The sequence below is a fragment of the Kineococcus radiotolerans SRS30216 = ATCC BAA-149 genome (assembly GCF_000017305.1).
GTDB lineage: Bacteria > Actinomycetota > Actinomycetes > Actinomycetales > Kineococcaceae > Kineococcus > Kineococcus radiotolerans.
Window position 1 is genome coordinate 734950 of sequence record NC_009664.2, and the last position, 15012, is coordinate 749961.

Annotated in this window: 14 protein-coding genes; 6 read left to right on the forward strand and 8 right to left on the reverse strand. The window is 75.3% G+C overall.

What is annotated here, in order from left to right:
* Window positions 1–28 precede the first annotated feature (28 nt).
* The 3 genes from KRAD_RS03660 to KRAD_RS03670 all read right to left on the reverse strand — a co-directional run bounded on the left by KRAD_RS03660 (window position 29) and on the right by KRAD_RS03670 (window position 3577).
* Window positions 29–1714: a ribonuclease J gene (locus KRAD_RS03660; protein ID WP_011981893.1), complete on the reverse strand. Its 1686-nt coding sequence runs from the start codon at window positions 1712–1714 to the stop codon at window positions 29–31.
* Window positions 1715–1762: 48 nt separating this feature from the next.
* On the reverse strand, window positions 1763–2689 hold the full coding sequence (gene dapA, locus KRAD_RS03665; protein WP_011981894.1) for a 4-hydroxy-tetrahydrodipicolinate synthase: 927 nt from the start codon (window positions 2687–2689) through the stop codon (window positions 1763–1765).
* Window positions 2690–2914: 225 nt separating this feature from the next.
* Window positions 2915–3577, reverse strand: a complete 663-nt coding sequence (locus tag KRAD_RS03670; RefSeq protein ID WP_011981895.1) for an HAD-IA family hydrolase — start codon at window positions 3575–3577, stop codon at window positions 2915–2917.
* 43 nt (window positions 3578–3620) lie between these two features.
* Here KRAD_RS03670 and KRAD_RS03675 point away from each other — a divergent pair, with 43 nt between their 5' ends.
* A complete protein-coding gene (locus tag KRAD_RS03675) occupies window positions 3621–5411 on the forward strand; it encodes a sugar phosphate isomerase/epimerase and 4-hydroxyphenylpyruvate domain-containing protein (protein WP_011981896.1) in 1791 nt (596 codons plus the stop codon).
* A 4-nt stretch (window positions 5412–5415) separates the two neighbouring features.
* Here the strand turns inward: KRAD_RS03675 and KRAD_RS27445 are convergent, their stop codons facing one another.
* Both KRAD_RS27445 and KRAD_RS23930 read right to left on the reverse strand, forming a co-directional pair.
* Window positions 5416–6327, reverse strand: coding sequence for an NADP-dependent oxidoreductase (locus KRAD_RS27445; RefSeq protein ID WP_011981897.1), 912 nt, complete (start codon window positions 6325–6327; stop codon window positions 5416–5418).
* Window positions 6328–6420: 93 nt separating this feature from the next.
* On the reverse strand, window positions 6421–6810 hold the full coding sequence (locus tag KRAD_RS23930; RefSeq protein ID WP_011981898.1) for a phage holin family protein: 390 nt from the start codon (window positions 6808–6810) through the stop codon (window positions 6421–6423).
* 129 nt (window positions 6811–6939) lie between these two features.
* On the opposite strand from KRAD_RS23930, the gene KRAD_RS03690 reads away from it, so the two are divergent.
* Genes KRAD_RS03690 through KRAD_RS03710 form a run of 5 tightly spaced genes read left to right on the forward strand, consistent with a single transcriptional unit; the run spans window position 6940 to window position 12433 of the window.
* Entirely contained in the window at window positions 6940–8082 is a 1143-nt protein-coding gene (locus KRAD_RS03690) for a glutathione-independent formaldehyde dehydrogenase (protein WP_011981899.1), read from the forward strand.
* Window positions 8083–8137: 55 nt separating this feature from the next.
* Window positions 8138–8896 carry a beta-phosphoglucomutase family hydrolase gene (locus KRAD_RS03695; protein ID WP_011981900.1) on the forward strand — a complete coding sequence of 253 codons (759 nt, stop codon included), beginning with the start codon at window positions 8138–8140 and terminating at the stop codon, window positions 8894–8896.
* Window positions 8893–11265, forward strand: coding sequence for a glycoside hydrolase family 65 protein (locus tag KRAD_RS03700; protein ID WP_011981901.1), 2373 nt, complete (start codon window positions 8893–8895; stop codon window positions 11263–11265). The genes KRAD_RS03695 and KRAD_RS03700 overlap by 4 nt, the downstream gene beginning before the upstream one ends.
* Window positions 11262–12032, forward strand: a complete 771-nt coding sequence (locus KRAD_RS03705) for a class I SAM-dependent methyltransferase (RefSeq protein ID WP_011981902.1) — start codon at window positions 11262–11264, stop codon at window positions 12030–12032. The genes KRAD_RS03700 and KRAD_RS03705 overlap by 4 nt, the downstream gene beginning before the upstream one ends.
* Window positions 12029–12433 carry a VOC family protein gene (locus KRAD_RS03710; RefSeq protein ID WP_041291884.1) on the forward strand — a complete coding sequence of 135 codons (405 nt, stop codon included), beginning with the start codon at window positions 12029–12031 and terminating at the stop codon, window positions 12431–12433. The genes KRAD_RS03705 and KRAD_RS03710 overlap by 4 nt, the downstream gene beginning before the upstream one ends.
* Before the next feature lie 12 nt (window positions 12434–12445).
* On the opposite strand, the gene KRAD_RS03715 is transcribed toward KRAD_RS03710, so the two are convergent.
* The 3 genes from KRAD_RS03715 to KRAD_RS03725 are packed head-to-tail and all read right to left on the reverse strand — an operon-like array spanning window position 12446 to window position 15012.
* Entirely contained in the window at window positions 12446–12895 is a 450-nt protein-coding gene (locus KRAD_RS03715) for a hypothetical protein (RefSeq protein ID WP_011981904.1), read from the reverse strand.
* Window positions 12896–12901: 6 nt separating this feature from the next.
* Window positions 12902–13642, reverse strand: a complete 741-nt coding sequence (gene dapB / locus KRAD_RS03720) for a 4-hydroxy-tetrahydrodipicolinate reductase (protein WP_011981905.1) — start codon at window positions 13640–13642, stop codon at window positions 12902–12904.
* Window positions 13639–15012: a M16 family metallopeptidase gene (locus KRAD_RS03725; protein ID WP_011981906.1), complete on the reverse strand. Its 1374-nt coding sequence runs from the start codon at window positions 15010–15012 to the stop codon at window positions 13639–13641. The genes dapB and KRAD_RS03725 overlap by 4 nt, the downstream gene beginning before the upstream one ends.

Below are 15012 nucleotides of genomic sequence, written 5' to 3' on the forward strand. Positions count from 1 at the left end.
GCCGGGTGGTGGCCGGGTGGAGGAGGAGTCAGGCGGTGACGACGACCGGCACGATCATCGGCCGGCGGCGGTGGGCCTGCGCCACCCAGGTGCCGACCGTGCGCCGCACGATCTGCTGCAGCTGGTGGGTGTCCACCGGCCCGGTCGAGGCCTCGTTGAGGGCCTTCTCGACGCGGCTCTTGACGGCGGTGAACCGGTCGTCGCCGTCGCCGATGAAGCCGCGGGCGTTGAACTCCGGCCCGGAGACGACCTTCCCGGTCACGGAGTCGACGGCGACGAAGATGGAGATGAAGCCCTCCTCGCCGAGGATGCGGCGGTCCTTGAGGTCGGCCTCGGTGATCTCGCCGACGCTGGAGCCGTCGACGTAGACGTAGCCCACGGGGACGGTCCCGACGATGCCGGCCTTCCCGTCCACGAGGTCCACGACGACGCCGTCCTCGGCGATGACGACGCGCTCGCGCGGGACGCCGGTCTTCACGGCGAGCTCGGCGTTGGCCAGCAGGTGGCGGTACTCCCCGTGCACGGGCATGACGTTGCGCGGCTTGAGGATGTTGTAGCAGTAGAGCAGCTCCCCGGCGCTGGCGTGGCCGGAGACGTGGATCTTCGCGCTCTGCTGGTGCACGACCGCCGCGCCGAGGCGGGCGAGGCCGTTGACGACGCGGTACACCGAGTTCTCGTTGCCCGGGATGAGGGAGCTGGCGAGGATGACGGTGTCGCCGGCGTCGATGGCGATGCGGTGGTCGCGGTTCGCCATCCGCGACAGCGCCGCCATCGGCTCGCCCTGGGAGCCGGTGCACATGAGCACGACGCGGTCGTCGGGCAGGTCGTCGACCTGCTTGAGGTCGATGAGGAGGTTCTTCGGCACCTGCAGGTAGCCCAGGTCGGCGGCGATGCCCATGTTGCGCACCATGGACCGGCCCACCAGCGCGACCTTGCGGCCGTGGGCGTCGGCGGCGTTGAGGACCTGCTGCACGCGGTGCACGTGGGAGGCGAAGGACGCGACGATGATGCGCTTCTCGGCGCGGCCGAAGAGCTGCTCCAGGACGGGGCCGATGTCGCGCTCGGGGGCGGTGAACCCCGGCACCTCGGCGTTGGTGGAGTCGACGCAGAACAGGTCCACGCCCTCGTCGCCCAGGCGCGCGAAGGCGTTGAGGTCGGTGATCCGGTCGTCCAGCGGCAGCTGGTCCATCTTGAAGTCGCCGGTGTGCAGGACGAGGCCGGCCCCGGTGCGGATCGCGACGGCGAGCGCGTCCGGGATGGAGTGGTTGACCGCGATGAACTCGCAGCTGAACGGGCCGAACTGCTCGGTCTGCCCCTCGCGCACGCTCAGGGTGTAGGGCTTGATGCGGTGCTCCTTCAGCTTGGCCTCGACGAGGGCGAGGGTCAGCTGGGAGCCGAGCAGGGGGATGTCCGCGCGGAGCTTCAACAGGTACGGGACGGCCCCGATGTGGTCCTCGTGCCCGTGCGTCAGCACGACCGCGACGATGTCGTCGAGGCGGTCGGCGATGGAGGAGAAGTCCGGCAGGATGAGGTCGACGCCGGGCTGGTGGTCCTCGGGGAAGAGGACGCCGCAGTCGACGACGAGCAGCTTCCCGTCGAACTCGAAGACCGTCATGTTGCGCCCGACCTCGCCGAGGCCGCCGAGGCCCACGACGCGCAGGGCGCCGTCGGCCAACGGGGGCGGGCTCGACAACTCGGGGTGGGGGTGGCTCACGTGGCTCCTTCTGCGGCCCGGGCGGCCGCGACCGTGGGGTGGGCTGGATCAGGCGTCGAGGGGGGCCGGCGCGAGGCCGGCGAGGGCGAGGTCGGCGGCGAGCGCCGCGACCTCCTCCGGGGTGGCGGGCAGCAGCGGCGGCCGGACCGCGCGCCCGGACAGCACCCCGGTCAGCTCCAGGGCGGCCTTGACGGCCACGACGCCCTGGGTGCGGGTCATGATCCCGCGCACGGCGGGCAGCAGGCGGGTGTGGATCGCGCGGGCGGTGACGAGGTCGCCCGCGTCGACGGCGGCGACCATCGCGGCGTACTCGCGGCCGGCGACGTGGCTGACGACGGAGACGATGCCCGAGGCGCCCTGGGCGAGCAGGGGCAGGTTCACCGCGTCGTCGCCGGAGTAGTAGGCCAGCTCGGTGCGGGCCAGCACCCACGAGGTGCCCCAGGAGTCGCCCTTGGCGTCCTTCACCGCGACGATCCGCTCGTGCTCGGCGACGCGCACGAGGGTCTCGGTCTCGATCGGCACCCCGGAGCGGCCGGGGATGTCGTAGAGCATGACCGGCAGCCCGGTGCCGTCGGCGACGGTGGTGAAGTGGTGCGCCAGCGCCGCCTGCGGGGGCTTGTTGTAGTAGGGCGTGACGACGAGCAGCCCGTGGGCGCCGGCCTTCTCCGCCGCGCGGGCCAGCTCCAGGGTGTGGGCGGTGTCGTTGGTGCCGACCCCGGCGAGCACGTGCACCCGGTCCCCCACGGCGTCGAGGACGGCGCGCAGCAGCCGGTCCTTCTCCTCGTCGGAGGTGGTGGGCGACTCCCCCGTCGTGCCGCTGACCACGAGGCCGTCGTGGCCGTGCTCGACGAGGTGGACGGCGAGGGCGGCGGCGGCGTCGAGGTCCACGGCCCCCGACGCGGTGAAGGGGGTCACCACCGCGGACAGCACCGTCCCGAAGGGGCGCAGGGGCTGTGCTGCGGTGGCGGTCGGCATGAGGCGAGGTTACCGCCGCGCGCCCCGCCGCCGGGCAGCGGAGGCGCCGTCGCGCGCCGCGGCGCGCGCGGGGCGGGTGCGGGGCGGGTGCGGCGGACGTGCAGGGACCCGGTCGCTGCCCGCTCGGGGGTCCGGGCAGCGACCGGGTCCGGGGTGGACATCGGTGCCGGGGGCCCGCGCGTTACACCGGCGGTCCCGCTGCTCGTCCCCGCGCCACCCCCCGCGTCACCCCCGGGTCGAGACCCGCAGGCCCCCCTCGCCGGGGGTGATGGCGACCTCGGAGAGGAGCCGGACGACGAGGTCGGCCGCCAGCGGGCCCTCGGGGTGGGTGGTGCGCACGGCGAGCGTCGCGCAGCCCGCGGCGCGCGCGGCGGTCAGCCCGGCCGGGGCGTCCTCCACGACGAGGCAGTCGGCGGGGTCGACCCCCAGGCGCCGGGCCCCGAGCAGGAAGCAGTCCGGGGCGGGCTTGCCGCGCTCGACGTCGTCGAAGGTCACCAGCACCGACGGCTCGGGCAGCCCCGCCGCGGTGCGGCGGGCGTCGGCCAGCGGCGCCGAGCAGGACGTGACGATCGCCCAGCGCTCGCGGGGCAGGCCGGCCAGCAGGTCCGCGACCCCGGGCAGCTGCACGACGCCGCCGACGTCGTCGACCTCCAGCTCGGTGATGCGCGCGGAGGCGGCGGCGGCGCGCTCGGGCCCGACGAGGTCGGCGACGATCTCGGGGGCGGGCCGGCCGTGGCCCGCCGCGGCCACGAGCGCGGCGCGGGAGACCCCGTGCTCGACGGCCCAGGTCGTCCAGCTGCGGTCGATGGCCGCGGTGGAGTCCACCAGCGTGCCGTCCATGTCGAAGAGGATCGCGGCGAACGGGCGGTCCAGGACGCGGGGAGTCACCTGCGCACCCTACGAGCGGGTCCCGGCGTGGCACGGTGGGGGCGTGCAGACGTCCATCGCCACCGTGAGCCTCGCCGGGTCGTTGGCGGAGAAGCTGCGGGCCGCGGCCGCCGCCGGGTTCGACGCGGTCGAGGTGTTCGAACCCGACCTCGTCGCCTCACCGCTGGCCCCCGCGCAGGTGCGCGCGCTGGCGGGCGACCTGGGGGTGCGCATCGCCCTCTTCCAGCCCTTCCGCGACCCCGACCACGTCGACCCGGGGGTGCGGGCGCGGACCGTGCAGCGCCTGCACCGCAAGTGCGAGGTGGTGCGCGAGCTCGGCTGCGACCTGCTGCTGGTCTGCTCCTCGGTGCACCCCGGTGCGGTGCGCGAGGACGGCGAGCTCGCCGCGCAGCTGCGCGCGCTGGCCGAGGTCGCCGCCGGGCACGGCGTGCGGCTGGCCTACGAGGCGCTGGCCTGGGGCACCCACGTCGCGGACTACCGGCACGCCGCCCGGGTCGTGGCCGCGGCCGACCACCCGGCCCTGGGCACCTGCGTGGACTCCTTCCACGTGCTCTCCCGCGGCGACGACCCCGCCGGCGTCGCGGCGCTGGAGAAGGTGTTCTTCTACCAGGTGGCCGACGCGCCGGCGCTGGGCATGGACCTGCTCCCGCTGAGCCGGCACCACCGCCTCTTCCCCGGCCAGGGCGGTTTCGACCTCGCCGGCTTCCACCGGGCGGTGCTGGCCAGCGGCTACGACGGACCGGTGTCGCTGGAGGTCTTCAACGACCTGTACCGGCAGGCGGACCCCGGGCGCACCGCCGTCGACGCGCTGCGGTCGCTGCGGCACCTGGCCGACCTCGCCGAGCCCGGGACCCTGCCCGAGGCCCCCAGCCCCACCGGGTGGGCGTTCGTGGAGGTGGCCGCCTCGGAGGAGGGCTCCCCGGCGGTCACGGGCCTGCTGGGCGCCCTGGGCTTCGCCCGCACGGGGACCCACCGCCGCGGCGAGGTCGACCTCTGGACCAACGGCGGGGTGCGGGTCGTCGTCAACGGCCGCCCGACGCGGGCGCGCGCGCAGCTGTCCTCCCTGGGGCTGCAGGCGGAGGCCCCGCACGCCCTGGCGCAGCGGTCGCGGGAGCTGCTGGCGGCGGTGGTGCACCGCCCGGTGGGGACGGGCGAGGCGGAGATCCCCTCCCTGGTCGCCCCGGACGGGACGTGGGTGCAGTTCTGCGGGCGGGCGCCGGACTGGTCCGAGGACTTCCTGCCCGTGCCCGGGCGGGAACCGGCGGCGGGTCCGCGGCTGCGCGAGGTCGACCACGTGGCGCTGCCGCAGCCGTTCGCGGGCTTCGACTCCGCGGGGTTGTTCCTCACCGCCGTCCTCGGGCTGTGCGGGGGCGAACTCAGCGAGATCGCGGCCCCCGACGGGCTGGTGCGCTCCCGGGCGCACTGCTCCGCCGACGGGGCGATCCGGATCGCCCTGGAGGTGGGGCCGACGTCGGGGCGCCTGCGGGGGCGACCGCTGGCCTCGGGGCACGTCGCGTTCCGGACCGACGACGCCCTCGCCGCCGCCGCCGCCTTCGCCGCCGCGGGCGGGGAGGCGCTGGAGGTCCCGGAGAACTACTACGCCGACCTCGGCGCCCGCTTCGACCTCGACGCGGGCTTCCTGGACCGCCTGCGCGCCCTGCACGTGCTCTACGACCGCGACGAGGCCGGCGGGGAGCTGCTGCACTTCTTCAGCCGCGCGCTGAGCCGGGAGTTCTTCGTCGAGGTGCTGGAGCGGCGGGGCGGCTACCGGGGGTTCGGGGTGGCCAACACCCCGGTGCGCCTGGCCGCGCAGCGCCGGGCGCCGGGGGAATGACCCCTCAGGGCAGCAGGACGATGCGGCCCTGGGGGTGGGGGCGTTCGGCCATGGCGAAGGCCTCCTGCACCCGCGAGAGCGGGAACGACCCGGCGATGGGGACGTGGAGGCGGTCCGCGGCCACCAGCGCGGCCAGCTCGGCCAGGACCTCCGGGCACCGGGCCGGGTGGGGGCCGAACTCCAGGTCGGCCTCGACCGGCGGCGCGGCGACGGCCCGGGCCGGGAGCACCCCCAGGGCGCGGGTCAAGGGTTCCAGGTCGACCCCGGTGGTGTCGACGACCGCGTCGACCCGCGTCCCGCGCACCCGCAGGAGCCGGGCCAGCCCCTCGACGTCGTCGGTGGGGGCCACGGCGTCGGCGCCGTGGGCGTGCAGCCAGGCGTGGTCGGCGGGGTCGGCGACCCCGACGACGGTGGCGCCGCAGAGGCGGGCGAGCTGGACGGCGAGGGTGCCGACGTCGGAGGTCGCGCCGAGGACGAGGACGCGGTCCCCGTCGCGCACCCCGGCGCTCTCCACGCAGGAGTAGGCGGTGACCCCGGTGACGTAGAGGGCGCCGGCGACCTCCCAGGACACGCCCTCGGGCTTGGGGACGACGGCCTCGGCCGGGACGACCACGACGTCGGCGTGCCCCCCGCGCTCGGGGCTCCAGCCCAGGACCTCCTCGCCCACGGCGACCGATTCGACGCCGGGGCCGGTGCCGGTGACGACGCCGGCGAACTCCACGCCGGTGCCGGCGGGGAAGGCCGTGGGGTAGAGCTGGGCGAGCGCCCCCTCGCGGGCCGCGGACTCCGCCGCCGTCACCCCCGCGGCGCGGACGGTGACCCGGACCTCACCGGCCCCGGGGGCCGGGGACGGCACGTCGACGACGTGCAGGACGTCCGGACCGCCCCACCGCTCGAACCGCACCGCTCTGCTCATGCCCCGAGGGTGTCCCGAACCCGCGGCGAGGGCAACCCTGCGCGGGGCGCGGGCGGACCGGGCCCCGCGAGGACGGGTGCCCCCGTCCGGCCCTCAGGAGGACCGGCGGGCGGCGCGGACGTCGTCGCGGACGCTGGCGATGGTCTCCTCGGGCCAGATCGACCCCACGCGCTTGATCTCGGCCAGCCCCGACGCCCCGAGGGCCGCGGCGCCCCCGGCGTAGAGCAGCGTCGCGGCGAGGGCGGCGCCGGAGGGGGGCAGCACCTTGCCCAGGAAGCGGACGGTGAAGGCGGCCGAGGTGCCCGCCGCCAGCCCGCCGAGCACCGCGGCACCCCCCAGGAGCGCGGCGCCGCGGGAGGCCTCCCGGGCCTTGGCCAGCAGTTCCCGCTGGCCGCGGCGCACCTCCAGGCGGACCAGCTCGGCGGTGTCGGAGGTGAGTTCGTCGACGAGTTCGCCCGCGGTGCGGCGCGGCTGATCGGTCATGCCCGGAGTCTGCCCCGGCTCCCGGCCGCCCGCCCGTCCGCAGGCGCAGGATGGTTGCTCGAACGCGCGACCACCGGGCCCCGGGGCGAGGATCGGGGCGTCAGCGAACGCAGCGAGGGAGGAGCGACCGTGAAGGCCGTCGTCTACCAGGGCCCGAAGGACGTCGTCGTGAAGGAGGTCCCCGACGCCCGCGTCGAGGAACCCACCGACGCCGTCGTCCGCATCACCACCACCAACATCTGCGGTTCCGACCTGCACATGTACGAGGGCCGCACCTCCGTGGAGGAGGGCAAGGTCCTCGGCCACGAGAACACCGGCGTCGTCGAGGCCGTCGGCTCCGGCGTGAGCCGGGTGAAGGTCGGCGACCGCGTGTCGGTCCCCTTCAACATCGCCTGCGGCAGCTGCCGCAACTGCGTGCACGGGTGGACCTCGTTCTGCCTGCGGATGAACCCCACCGAGGGCATGGACGGCGCGGCCTACGGCTACGCCAACATGGGCCCCTACGACGGCGGGCAGGCGGAGTTCCTGCGCGTCCCGCACGCCGACTTCAACCTGCTCGACCTGCCCGCCGGCACCGAGCACGAGAACGACTTCACGATGCTCTCCGACATCTTCCCCACCGGCTGGCACGGGGTGGAGCTGTCCGGGATGGTCCCCGGCGACGACGTCGCCGTGTTCGGCGCCGGCCCCGTCGGCCTGATGGCCGCCCACAGCGCGCTGATCAAGGGCGCCTCGCGGGTGTTCGTCGTGGACAAGGCCCCCGACCGGCTGCGGCTGGCCGCGAGCATCGGCGCGGTCCCGGTCGACTTCTCCGCCGGCGACCCGGTCGAGCAGATCACCGAGCAGACCCGCGGGCGCGGGGTCGACCGCGGCGTGGAGGCCGTCGGCTACCAGGCCCACGACCCCTCCGGCGAGGAGCACCCCGAGCTCGTCCTGGACAACCTGGTGAAGGTCGTGCGCGCCACCGGCGGCATCGGCGTCGTGGGCGTCTACATGCCCGAGGACCCCGGCGCGGCGAACGAGGGCGCGAAGCAGGGGCGCATCGGCTGGGACTACGGGACGTTCTTCACCAAGGGCCAGTCCATGGGCACCGGGCAGGCGCCCGTGATGCGCTACAACCGCCAGCTGCGCGACCTCATCGTCGCCGGACGGGCCACCCCGGGCTTCATCGTCTCCCACGAGCTCCCGCTGGAGCAGGCGCCCGAGGGGTACCGCAACTTCGACGACCGCGTCGAGGGCTGGACCAAGGTCCTCCTGCACCCGGGGTCCTGAACCCGGCCGGGGGCCCGACCTGCGGGCCGGGCCCCCGGCTCCTAGGGTGCGGGACGTGCTCGGACTCCCGGACGACGTGACCGCCCTGCTCTTCGACCTCGACGGTGTCCTCACCGACACCGCCTCCGTCCACGACGCGGCCTGGACAGCGACGTTCGACGCCTACCTGCACGAACGCGCCGACCACCTCGGGGAGGAGTTCCGCCCCTTCGACCCCGTCGAGGACTACGCCCGCCACGTCGACGGGAAACCGCGCCCCGACGGGGTCCGCGACTTCCTCGCCAGCCGCGGGATCGAACTGCCCGAGGGGGACGCCGACGACCCGGTCGACCAGGCGTTCGCGGACGTCACCGTCGCCGGGCTGGGCAACCGGAAGAACGCTGACCTGCTGCGGCGCATCGCGACCGACGGGGTGACGGTCTACGAGGGTTCCCGGCGCTACCTGCAGGCCGCGCAGGAGGCCGGGCTGCGCCGGGCGGTGGTCTCCTCCAGCGCGAACACCCAGCAGGTGCTGGAGGTCACCGGGCTCGCGCGGTTCGTCGAGGAACGCGTCGACGGGCTGACGCTGCGGGAGCGGGGCCTGAGGGGCAAACCCGCCCCGGACAGCTTCCTGGCCGGGGCCGCGGCGCTCGGGGTGGACCCCGCCCGCGCCGCCGTCTTCGAGGACGCGCTGTCCGGGGTCGAGGCGGGCCGCGCCGGCGGCTTCGGCGTCGTCGTCGGCGTGGACCGCGTCGGGCACGCCGACGCGCTGCGCGCGCACGGGGCGGACGTCGTCGTGCAGGACCTCGACGAACTGCTGGACGGGCCCCGGTGATCGCCCAGGACACCTTCCCCGTCGAACCCTGGTGCGTGCGGGAGAACCGCCTGGACCTCGGGATCCTCGGCAACACCGAGTCCGTCTTCGCGCTGTCCAACGGGCACATCGGTTTCCGCGGGAACCTCGACGAGGGCGAACCCCACGGCCTGCCCGGCACCTACCTGAACTCCTTCTACGAGGAACGCCCCCTCCCCTACGCCGAAGCCGGGTACGGCTACCCCGAGGTCGGCCAGACCGTCGTCAACGTCACCGACGGCAAGATCGTGCGGTTGTTCGTCGACGACGAGCCCTTCGACGTCCGCTACGGGACCCTGACCGCCCACGAGCGGGTGCTCGACCTGCGGGCGGGCACCCTGGTGCGGACGGCGGAGTGGACCTCCCCGGTCGGCAAGCGCGTCCGGATCCGCACGACCCGGCTGGTGTCGTTCGTGCAGCGGGCGGTCGCCGCCGTCGAGTACGTCGTCGAGGCCGTCGACGCCGGTGCCCGCATCACCCTGCAGTCCGAACTGGTCGCCAACGAGGTCCTGCCCGAGCAGTCCGACGACCCGCGGGTGGCGGCCGTGCTGCGCTCCCCGCTGGTCGGGGTCGAGCACGACTCCGGCCGGGCCGGGGCCACCCTGGTGCACCGGACCCGCGCGAGCGGCCTGCAGATGGCCGCGGGGATGGAGAACCACGTCGAGGCCCCCGGCAGGGTGGACGTCGAGACCCACGACGCCGAGGACTGGGCCCGCACGACGGTCGTGTGCGCGCTGGCGGCGGGTGAACGGGTGCGGCTGACCAAGTTCATCGCCTACGGCTGGTCGGGGCTGCGGTCGCAGCCGGCGCTGCGCGACCAGGTGGCCGGGGCGCTCAGCGGGGCGCGGTTCACCGGGTTCGAGGGGCTGCTGCGCGAGCAGCGGGAGTACCTCGACGAGTTCTGGGACTCCGCCGACGTCGAGGTCGAGGGGGACGCGGAGGTCCAGCAGGCCGTGCGCTTCGCGCTGTTCCACGTCCTGCAGGCCGGGGCGCGGGCCGAGGGGCGGGGGATCCCCGGCAAGGGGCTGACCGGCCCGGGGTACGACGGCCACACGTTCTGGGACACCGAGGCCTACGTCCTGCCCGTCCTCACCTACACCGCCCCCGAGGCCGTCGCCGACGCGCTGCGCTGGCGCGCCTCCACGATCGGGCTCGCCCGCCAGCGCGCCGGGGTCCTCGGCCTGCGCGGGGCGGCGTTCCCGTGGCGGACGATCCGGGGCGAGGAGTCCTCGGGGTACTGGCCCGCGGGGACGGCGGCGTTCCACGTGAACGCCGACATCGCCGCCGCGGTGGAGCGCTACCGGGTCGCCACCGGCAGCGAGGCCCTGGAGGGCGACGGCGGGCTGCTGGTCCTGGTGGAGACGGCGCGGCTGTGGATGTCGCTGGGCCACCACGACGCGGCCGGCCGCTGGCACGTCGCGGGCGTCACCGGGCCCGACGAGTACACCGCGGTGGTCAACGACAACCTCTTCACCAACCTCGCCGCCGCGCAGAACCTCCGCGTCGCCGCGCAGGCCTGCCAGCGCCACCCGGACCTGGCCCGGTCCCTGGGCGTGGACCTGGAGGAGCAGGCGTCCTGGCGCGACGCCGCGGACGCGGTGCACGTCCCCTACGACGAGGACCTGCGGGTGCACCAGCAGTGCGAGGGCTTCACCCGCCTGCCCGAGTGGGACTTCACCGTGAACGCGAAGTACCCGCTGCTGCTGCACTCGCCGTACTTCGACCTCTACCGCCGCCAGGTCGTCAAGCAGGCCGACCTGCAGATGGCGCTGTTCTGGTTCCCCGACCGGTTCAGCGACGAGGACAAGGCCCGCGCGGTGGACTACTACGAGCGGCGCACCGTGCGCGACTCCTCGTTGTCCGCGGCCATCCAGGCCATCACCGCCGCCGAGGTCGGCCACCTGGAACTGGCCCACGACTACGTCTACGAGGCCGCGACGGTCGACCTGCGCGACCTGCACCACAACTCCGCCGACGGCCTGCACATGGCCTCCCTCGCCGGGACGTGGCTGGCCCTGGTCCAGGGTTTCGGGGGGATGCGGGACACCGGCGGGCAGCTCGGTTTCCGGCCCCGGCTGCCGCACGGGATCAGCCGGCTGAGGTTCAGCATCCGCTGGCGCGACGCGAAGGTCTGCGTCGACGTCCGCGGCCAGGAGGTCACGTACACGATGCGCGACCACGGGTCCAGCGTCGAGCTCCTCCACGACGGGGAGGCCGTCACGGTCCGCGCCGGCTCCCCGGTGGTCCGTCCCCTCGCCCACGTCGAGCCGCTGCTGCCGCGCCCGGTGCAGCCGCCGGGGCGGGAACCGGCGCACCGCCAGCACGGGCTGGGGGCGCGTCCGCCCCGGTGAGCGGGCCGGGGCACTTCGAGAGCCGGGCCGAGGTGTACGACCGGGCCCGTCCGCCCTACCCGCAGGCCCTCTGGGACCGGTTGCGCGAGCTGGGGCTGCTCCGGTCCGGGGCACGGGTCGTGGAGCTGGGGGCGGGCAGCGGCCTGGCCACCGCGCCCCTGGTCGCCGCGGGCGCCCGGGTGACGGCCGTCGAACCCGGCCCCGCGCTGGCGGGTCTGCTCCGCCGCCGCCTGCCCGCGGTGACCGTCCACGAGACGACCGCGGAGGCGGCCCGCTTCGACCCCGGGTCGTTCGACCTGGCGGTCGCGGCCACGGCGGTGCACTGGTTCGACCTCGACGTCGTCCTGCCCGCGCTGCACGGCTGGCTGCGTCCCGACGGCGCCCTCGTGGTCTTCCGCCACGCCTTCGGCGACCCGACCGTCGCCCCCACCCCCTTCCGGGCGCGGGTCGCGGCGATCACCGGGCGCCGTGGCGGCCCCCCGCGGCCCGGCCCGGGCGAGCTCGACACGCAGGAGTGGGCGACCCGGCTCAGCGGGGGCGGGCGCTTCGCGCCCAGCCACGTCGAGGAGTTCCGCTGGCGGGCGGAGCTGTCCGCGGACGGGGTCCGGGACCTGTTCTCCACGTTCAGCGACTGGTCCCCGGCCGAGGTCGCCGAGGCCGGCCGGGCCGTGGAGGACCTCGGCGGGCGGGTCGTCGAGCACTACGTCGTCCCGCTGATCGTGCTGCGCCGTCGCCGGGTCCCCCCGGTGCTACGGTCCGCCGTGTGACGGTGATCCAGTTCGAGGGGGTGACGGTGCTCGCCGACGACGTGGCGGGCACCGCGGGGTTCTACGAGCACGCCCTCGGGTTCGAGGTGGTGGTGCGCGAGACGGACTACGTCGCCTTCGACACCGGGACGGGCGTGCGGCTGGCCGTCTTCCGGCGCTCGGGGATGGGCGCGCACACCCACGACCACCCCTCGTTCCGCCAGCCCCGCAGCGGGCAGGCGGTGGAGCTGAACTTCCGGTGCGCCACCCCGCAGGAGGTGCGCGAACGCTTCGCCGGGCTGGTCGCCCGCGGGGCGGTGGTGGTCGCGGAACCGGCCGACCGCGACTGGGGGCAGATCGCCGGCTTCTTCGCCGACCCCGAGGGCAACGTCCACTCGCTGTTCGCCGACCTCCCGGCCTGATCGGCGCCCGCCTCAGCGGCGCCCGCGGGAGCGGTGCAGCTTCACGGCGTGCCGGGCCGCGGCCCGCCCGCGCCGGCGGTCACCGGCGGCGTCGTAGCCGAGGGCCAGGCGGTACCAGGCCCCGGCGTCGTCGGGGGCGGCGTCGACGTCGGCCTTGGCCCGCTGCCACAGCGCGGCGCCGGCCTCGCGGTCCACGCGCCCGGCGGCGGTGCGGGTCAGGTCGTCGGCGGGCAGCTCGCCGCGGGCGGCGAGCTCGCGGCCCAGCCGCTCCGTAGCGAGGCCGAACTGCAGTTCGCGCACCACCGACCACAGCCCCACCAGCGGCAGCAGGAGCAGCGCGACGCCCAGGGCGATGCCGGCCCACTCCCCCGTGGCGGCCAGCTCGACGCCGAGCCGGCCGAGGAACACGAAGTAGAACAGCAGAACGGCGACGCTGACCGCGATGACGACCTTGGTGCGCACGGGGGTCTAGTCCAGGTCCAGGTAATGCTCGAGGCCCACGGTGACCCCGGGGCGCTGGGCGACCTGGCGGACGCCGAGGAGCAGACCGGGCATGTACGCGGACCGGTCGTAGGTGTCGTCGCGGAGGGTGAGGGTCTCCCCCGGCCCGCCCAGGATCACCTCCTGGTGCGCGGTCATCCCGCGCATCCGGACGGCGTGCACATGGATCCCGTCGACGACCGCACCCCGGGCCCCGGGCAGCTCGGTCTCGGTGGCGTCCGGGGACGGCCCGAGCCCCGCCTCGGCGCGCGCGGCCGCGACGAGCTGCGCGGTGCGGATCGCCGAGCCGCTGGGGGCGTCGACCTTGCCCGGGTGGTGCAGCTCGACGACCTCGACGGACTCGAAGAACCGCGCGGCCTTGGCCGCGAGCTGCATGACGAGGACCGCGCCGATCCCGAAGTTCGTCGCGATCAGCACGTTGCGCCCGGCCGCGGCGGCCCACCCCTCGACCTGCGCGACGCGCTCGGGGGTGAAGCCCGTGGTGCCCGTCACCACGTGCAGGCCCCGGGCGAGGGCCCCCTCGACGTTGGCCATGACCGAGCCCGGGACGGTGAGGTCCACGAGCACGTCGGCCCCGGCGGCCGCGTCCAGGGAGTCGCCGCGGCCCAGGGCCGCGACGAGCTCGAGGTCCGCGGCCGCCTCCACGGCGGCGACGGCCTGCGAACCCATCCGGCCCCGGGCCCCGGCGACGGCGACGCGCACCGTCACCGGACGACGCCCCGGAAGGCGGTGTCGTCGGCGAAGGGACCCACCACGGTCACCGACCGCGGCCGGGACAGCAGGTCCGCGGCCAGGGTCTGCACGTCCTCGGCGGTGACGGCGCGGACGTTGGCGAGCACCCCGTCGACGTCGAGGAACTGCCCGTGGGTGAGCTCGGACTTGCCCAGGCGGTTCATGCGGGACCCGGAGTCCTCCAGGCCCAGCACCAGGCCCCCGGTCAGCTGCCCCACGCCGCGGCCGAGCTCCTCGGCCTCCAGCGGGCTCGTGGCGAGCTTCTCGAGCTCGGCCAGCATGAGCTCGGCGACCTGCGCGGCCTTGGCCGGGGAGCAGCCCGCGTACAGCCCGACGTAGCCGGAGTCGGCGTAGTTGGCGTTGAACGAGTACACCGAGTAGGCCAGCCCGCGCTTCTCCCGGACCTCCTGGAACAGCCGGCTGCTCATCCCGCCGCCGAGGACGGCGTTGAGCACCGAGAGGGTGAAGCGGCGCTCGTCGGTGGCGGTGATGCCCGTCATCCCCAGCAGGACGTGCGCCTGCTCGGTCTGGCGGTCCACCACCAGGGCGGCGCCCGCCTCCAGACCGCCGCTGACCTCGCCGCTGGTGCGCCGGGGCCGGGGCGCGGCCTGGGCGAGGTCGCCCGCGGCGCGGTCCAGCTCGCGCTGGACGCAGGCGACGACCTCGTCGTGGTCGAGGCCGCCCGCGGCCGTGAAGACCAGCGAGGACGGCTGGTAGTGCTCGCGGTAGTGCGCCCACACGTCGTCGCGGCCGACGGCCCGGATGGTGTCGGGCGTGCCCCCGATGGGGCGGGCCAGCGGGTGGCGGCCCAGGACGAGCTCGGCGAAGCGCTCGTGCGCGACGTCGCCGGGGTCGTCGTCGTTCATCGCCAGCTCCTCGAGGATGACCTCGCGCTCGCTGGTGAAGTCGTCGTCGTCGAGGACCGCCGAGGTCACCATGTCGGTGACGACGTCGATCGCCATCGGCAGGTCCGCGTCCAGGACCCGCGCGTAGTAGGTGGTGTGCTCCTTGCCGGTGGCGGCGTTGGCCTCGCCCCCGACGGCGTCGAAGGCGGAGGCGATGTCCATCGCGTCCCGCCGCTCGGTGCCCTTGAAGAGCAGGTGCTCCAGGAAGTGCGTCGAGCCGAAGTGACCCTTCGTCTCGTCGCGCGAGCCGACGCCCACCCAGCAGCCGACGCTGGCCGAGCGCTGACCCGGCATCGCCTCGGTGAGCACCCGCGCCCCGCACGGCAGCACCGTGCGGGTCACGACGGCACCGTCGGCGGTGGAGAGGACGGTGGTAGCGGGAACCCCGCCGGCCGCCTCGACGGGCAGCTCGACGGGGTTCCCGGGGAGGATGGGCGACAC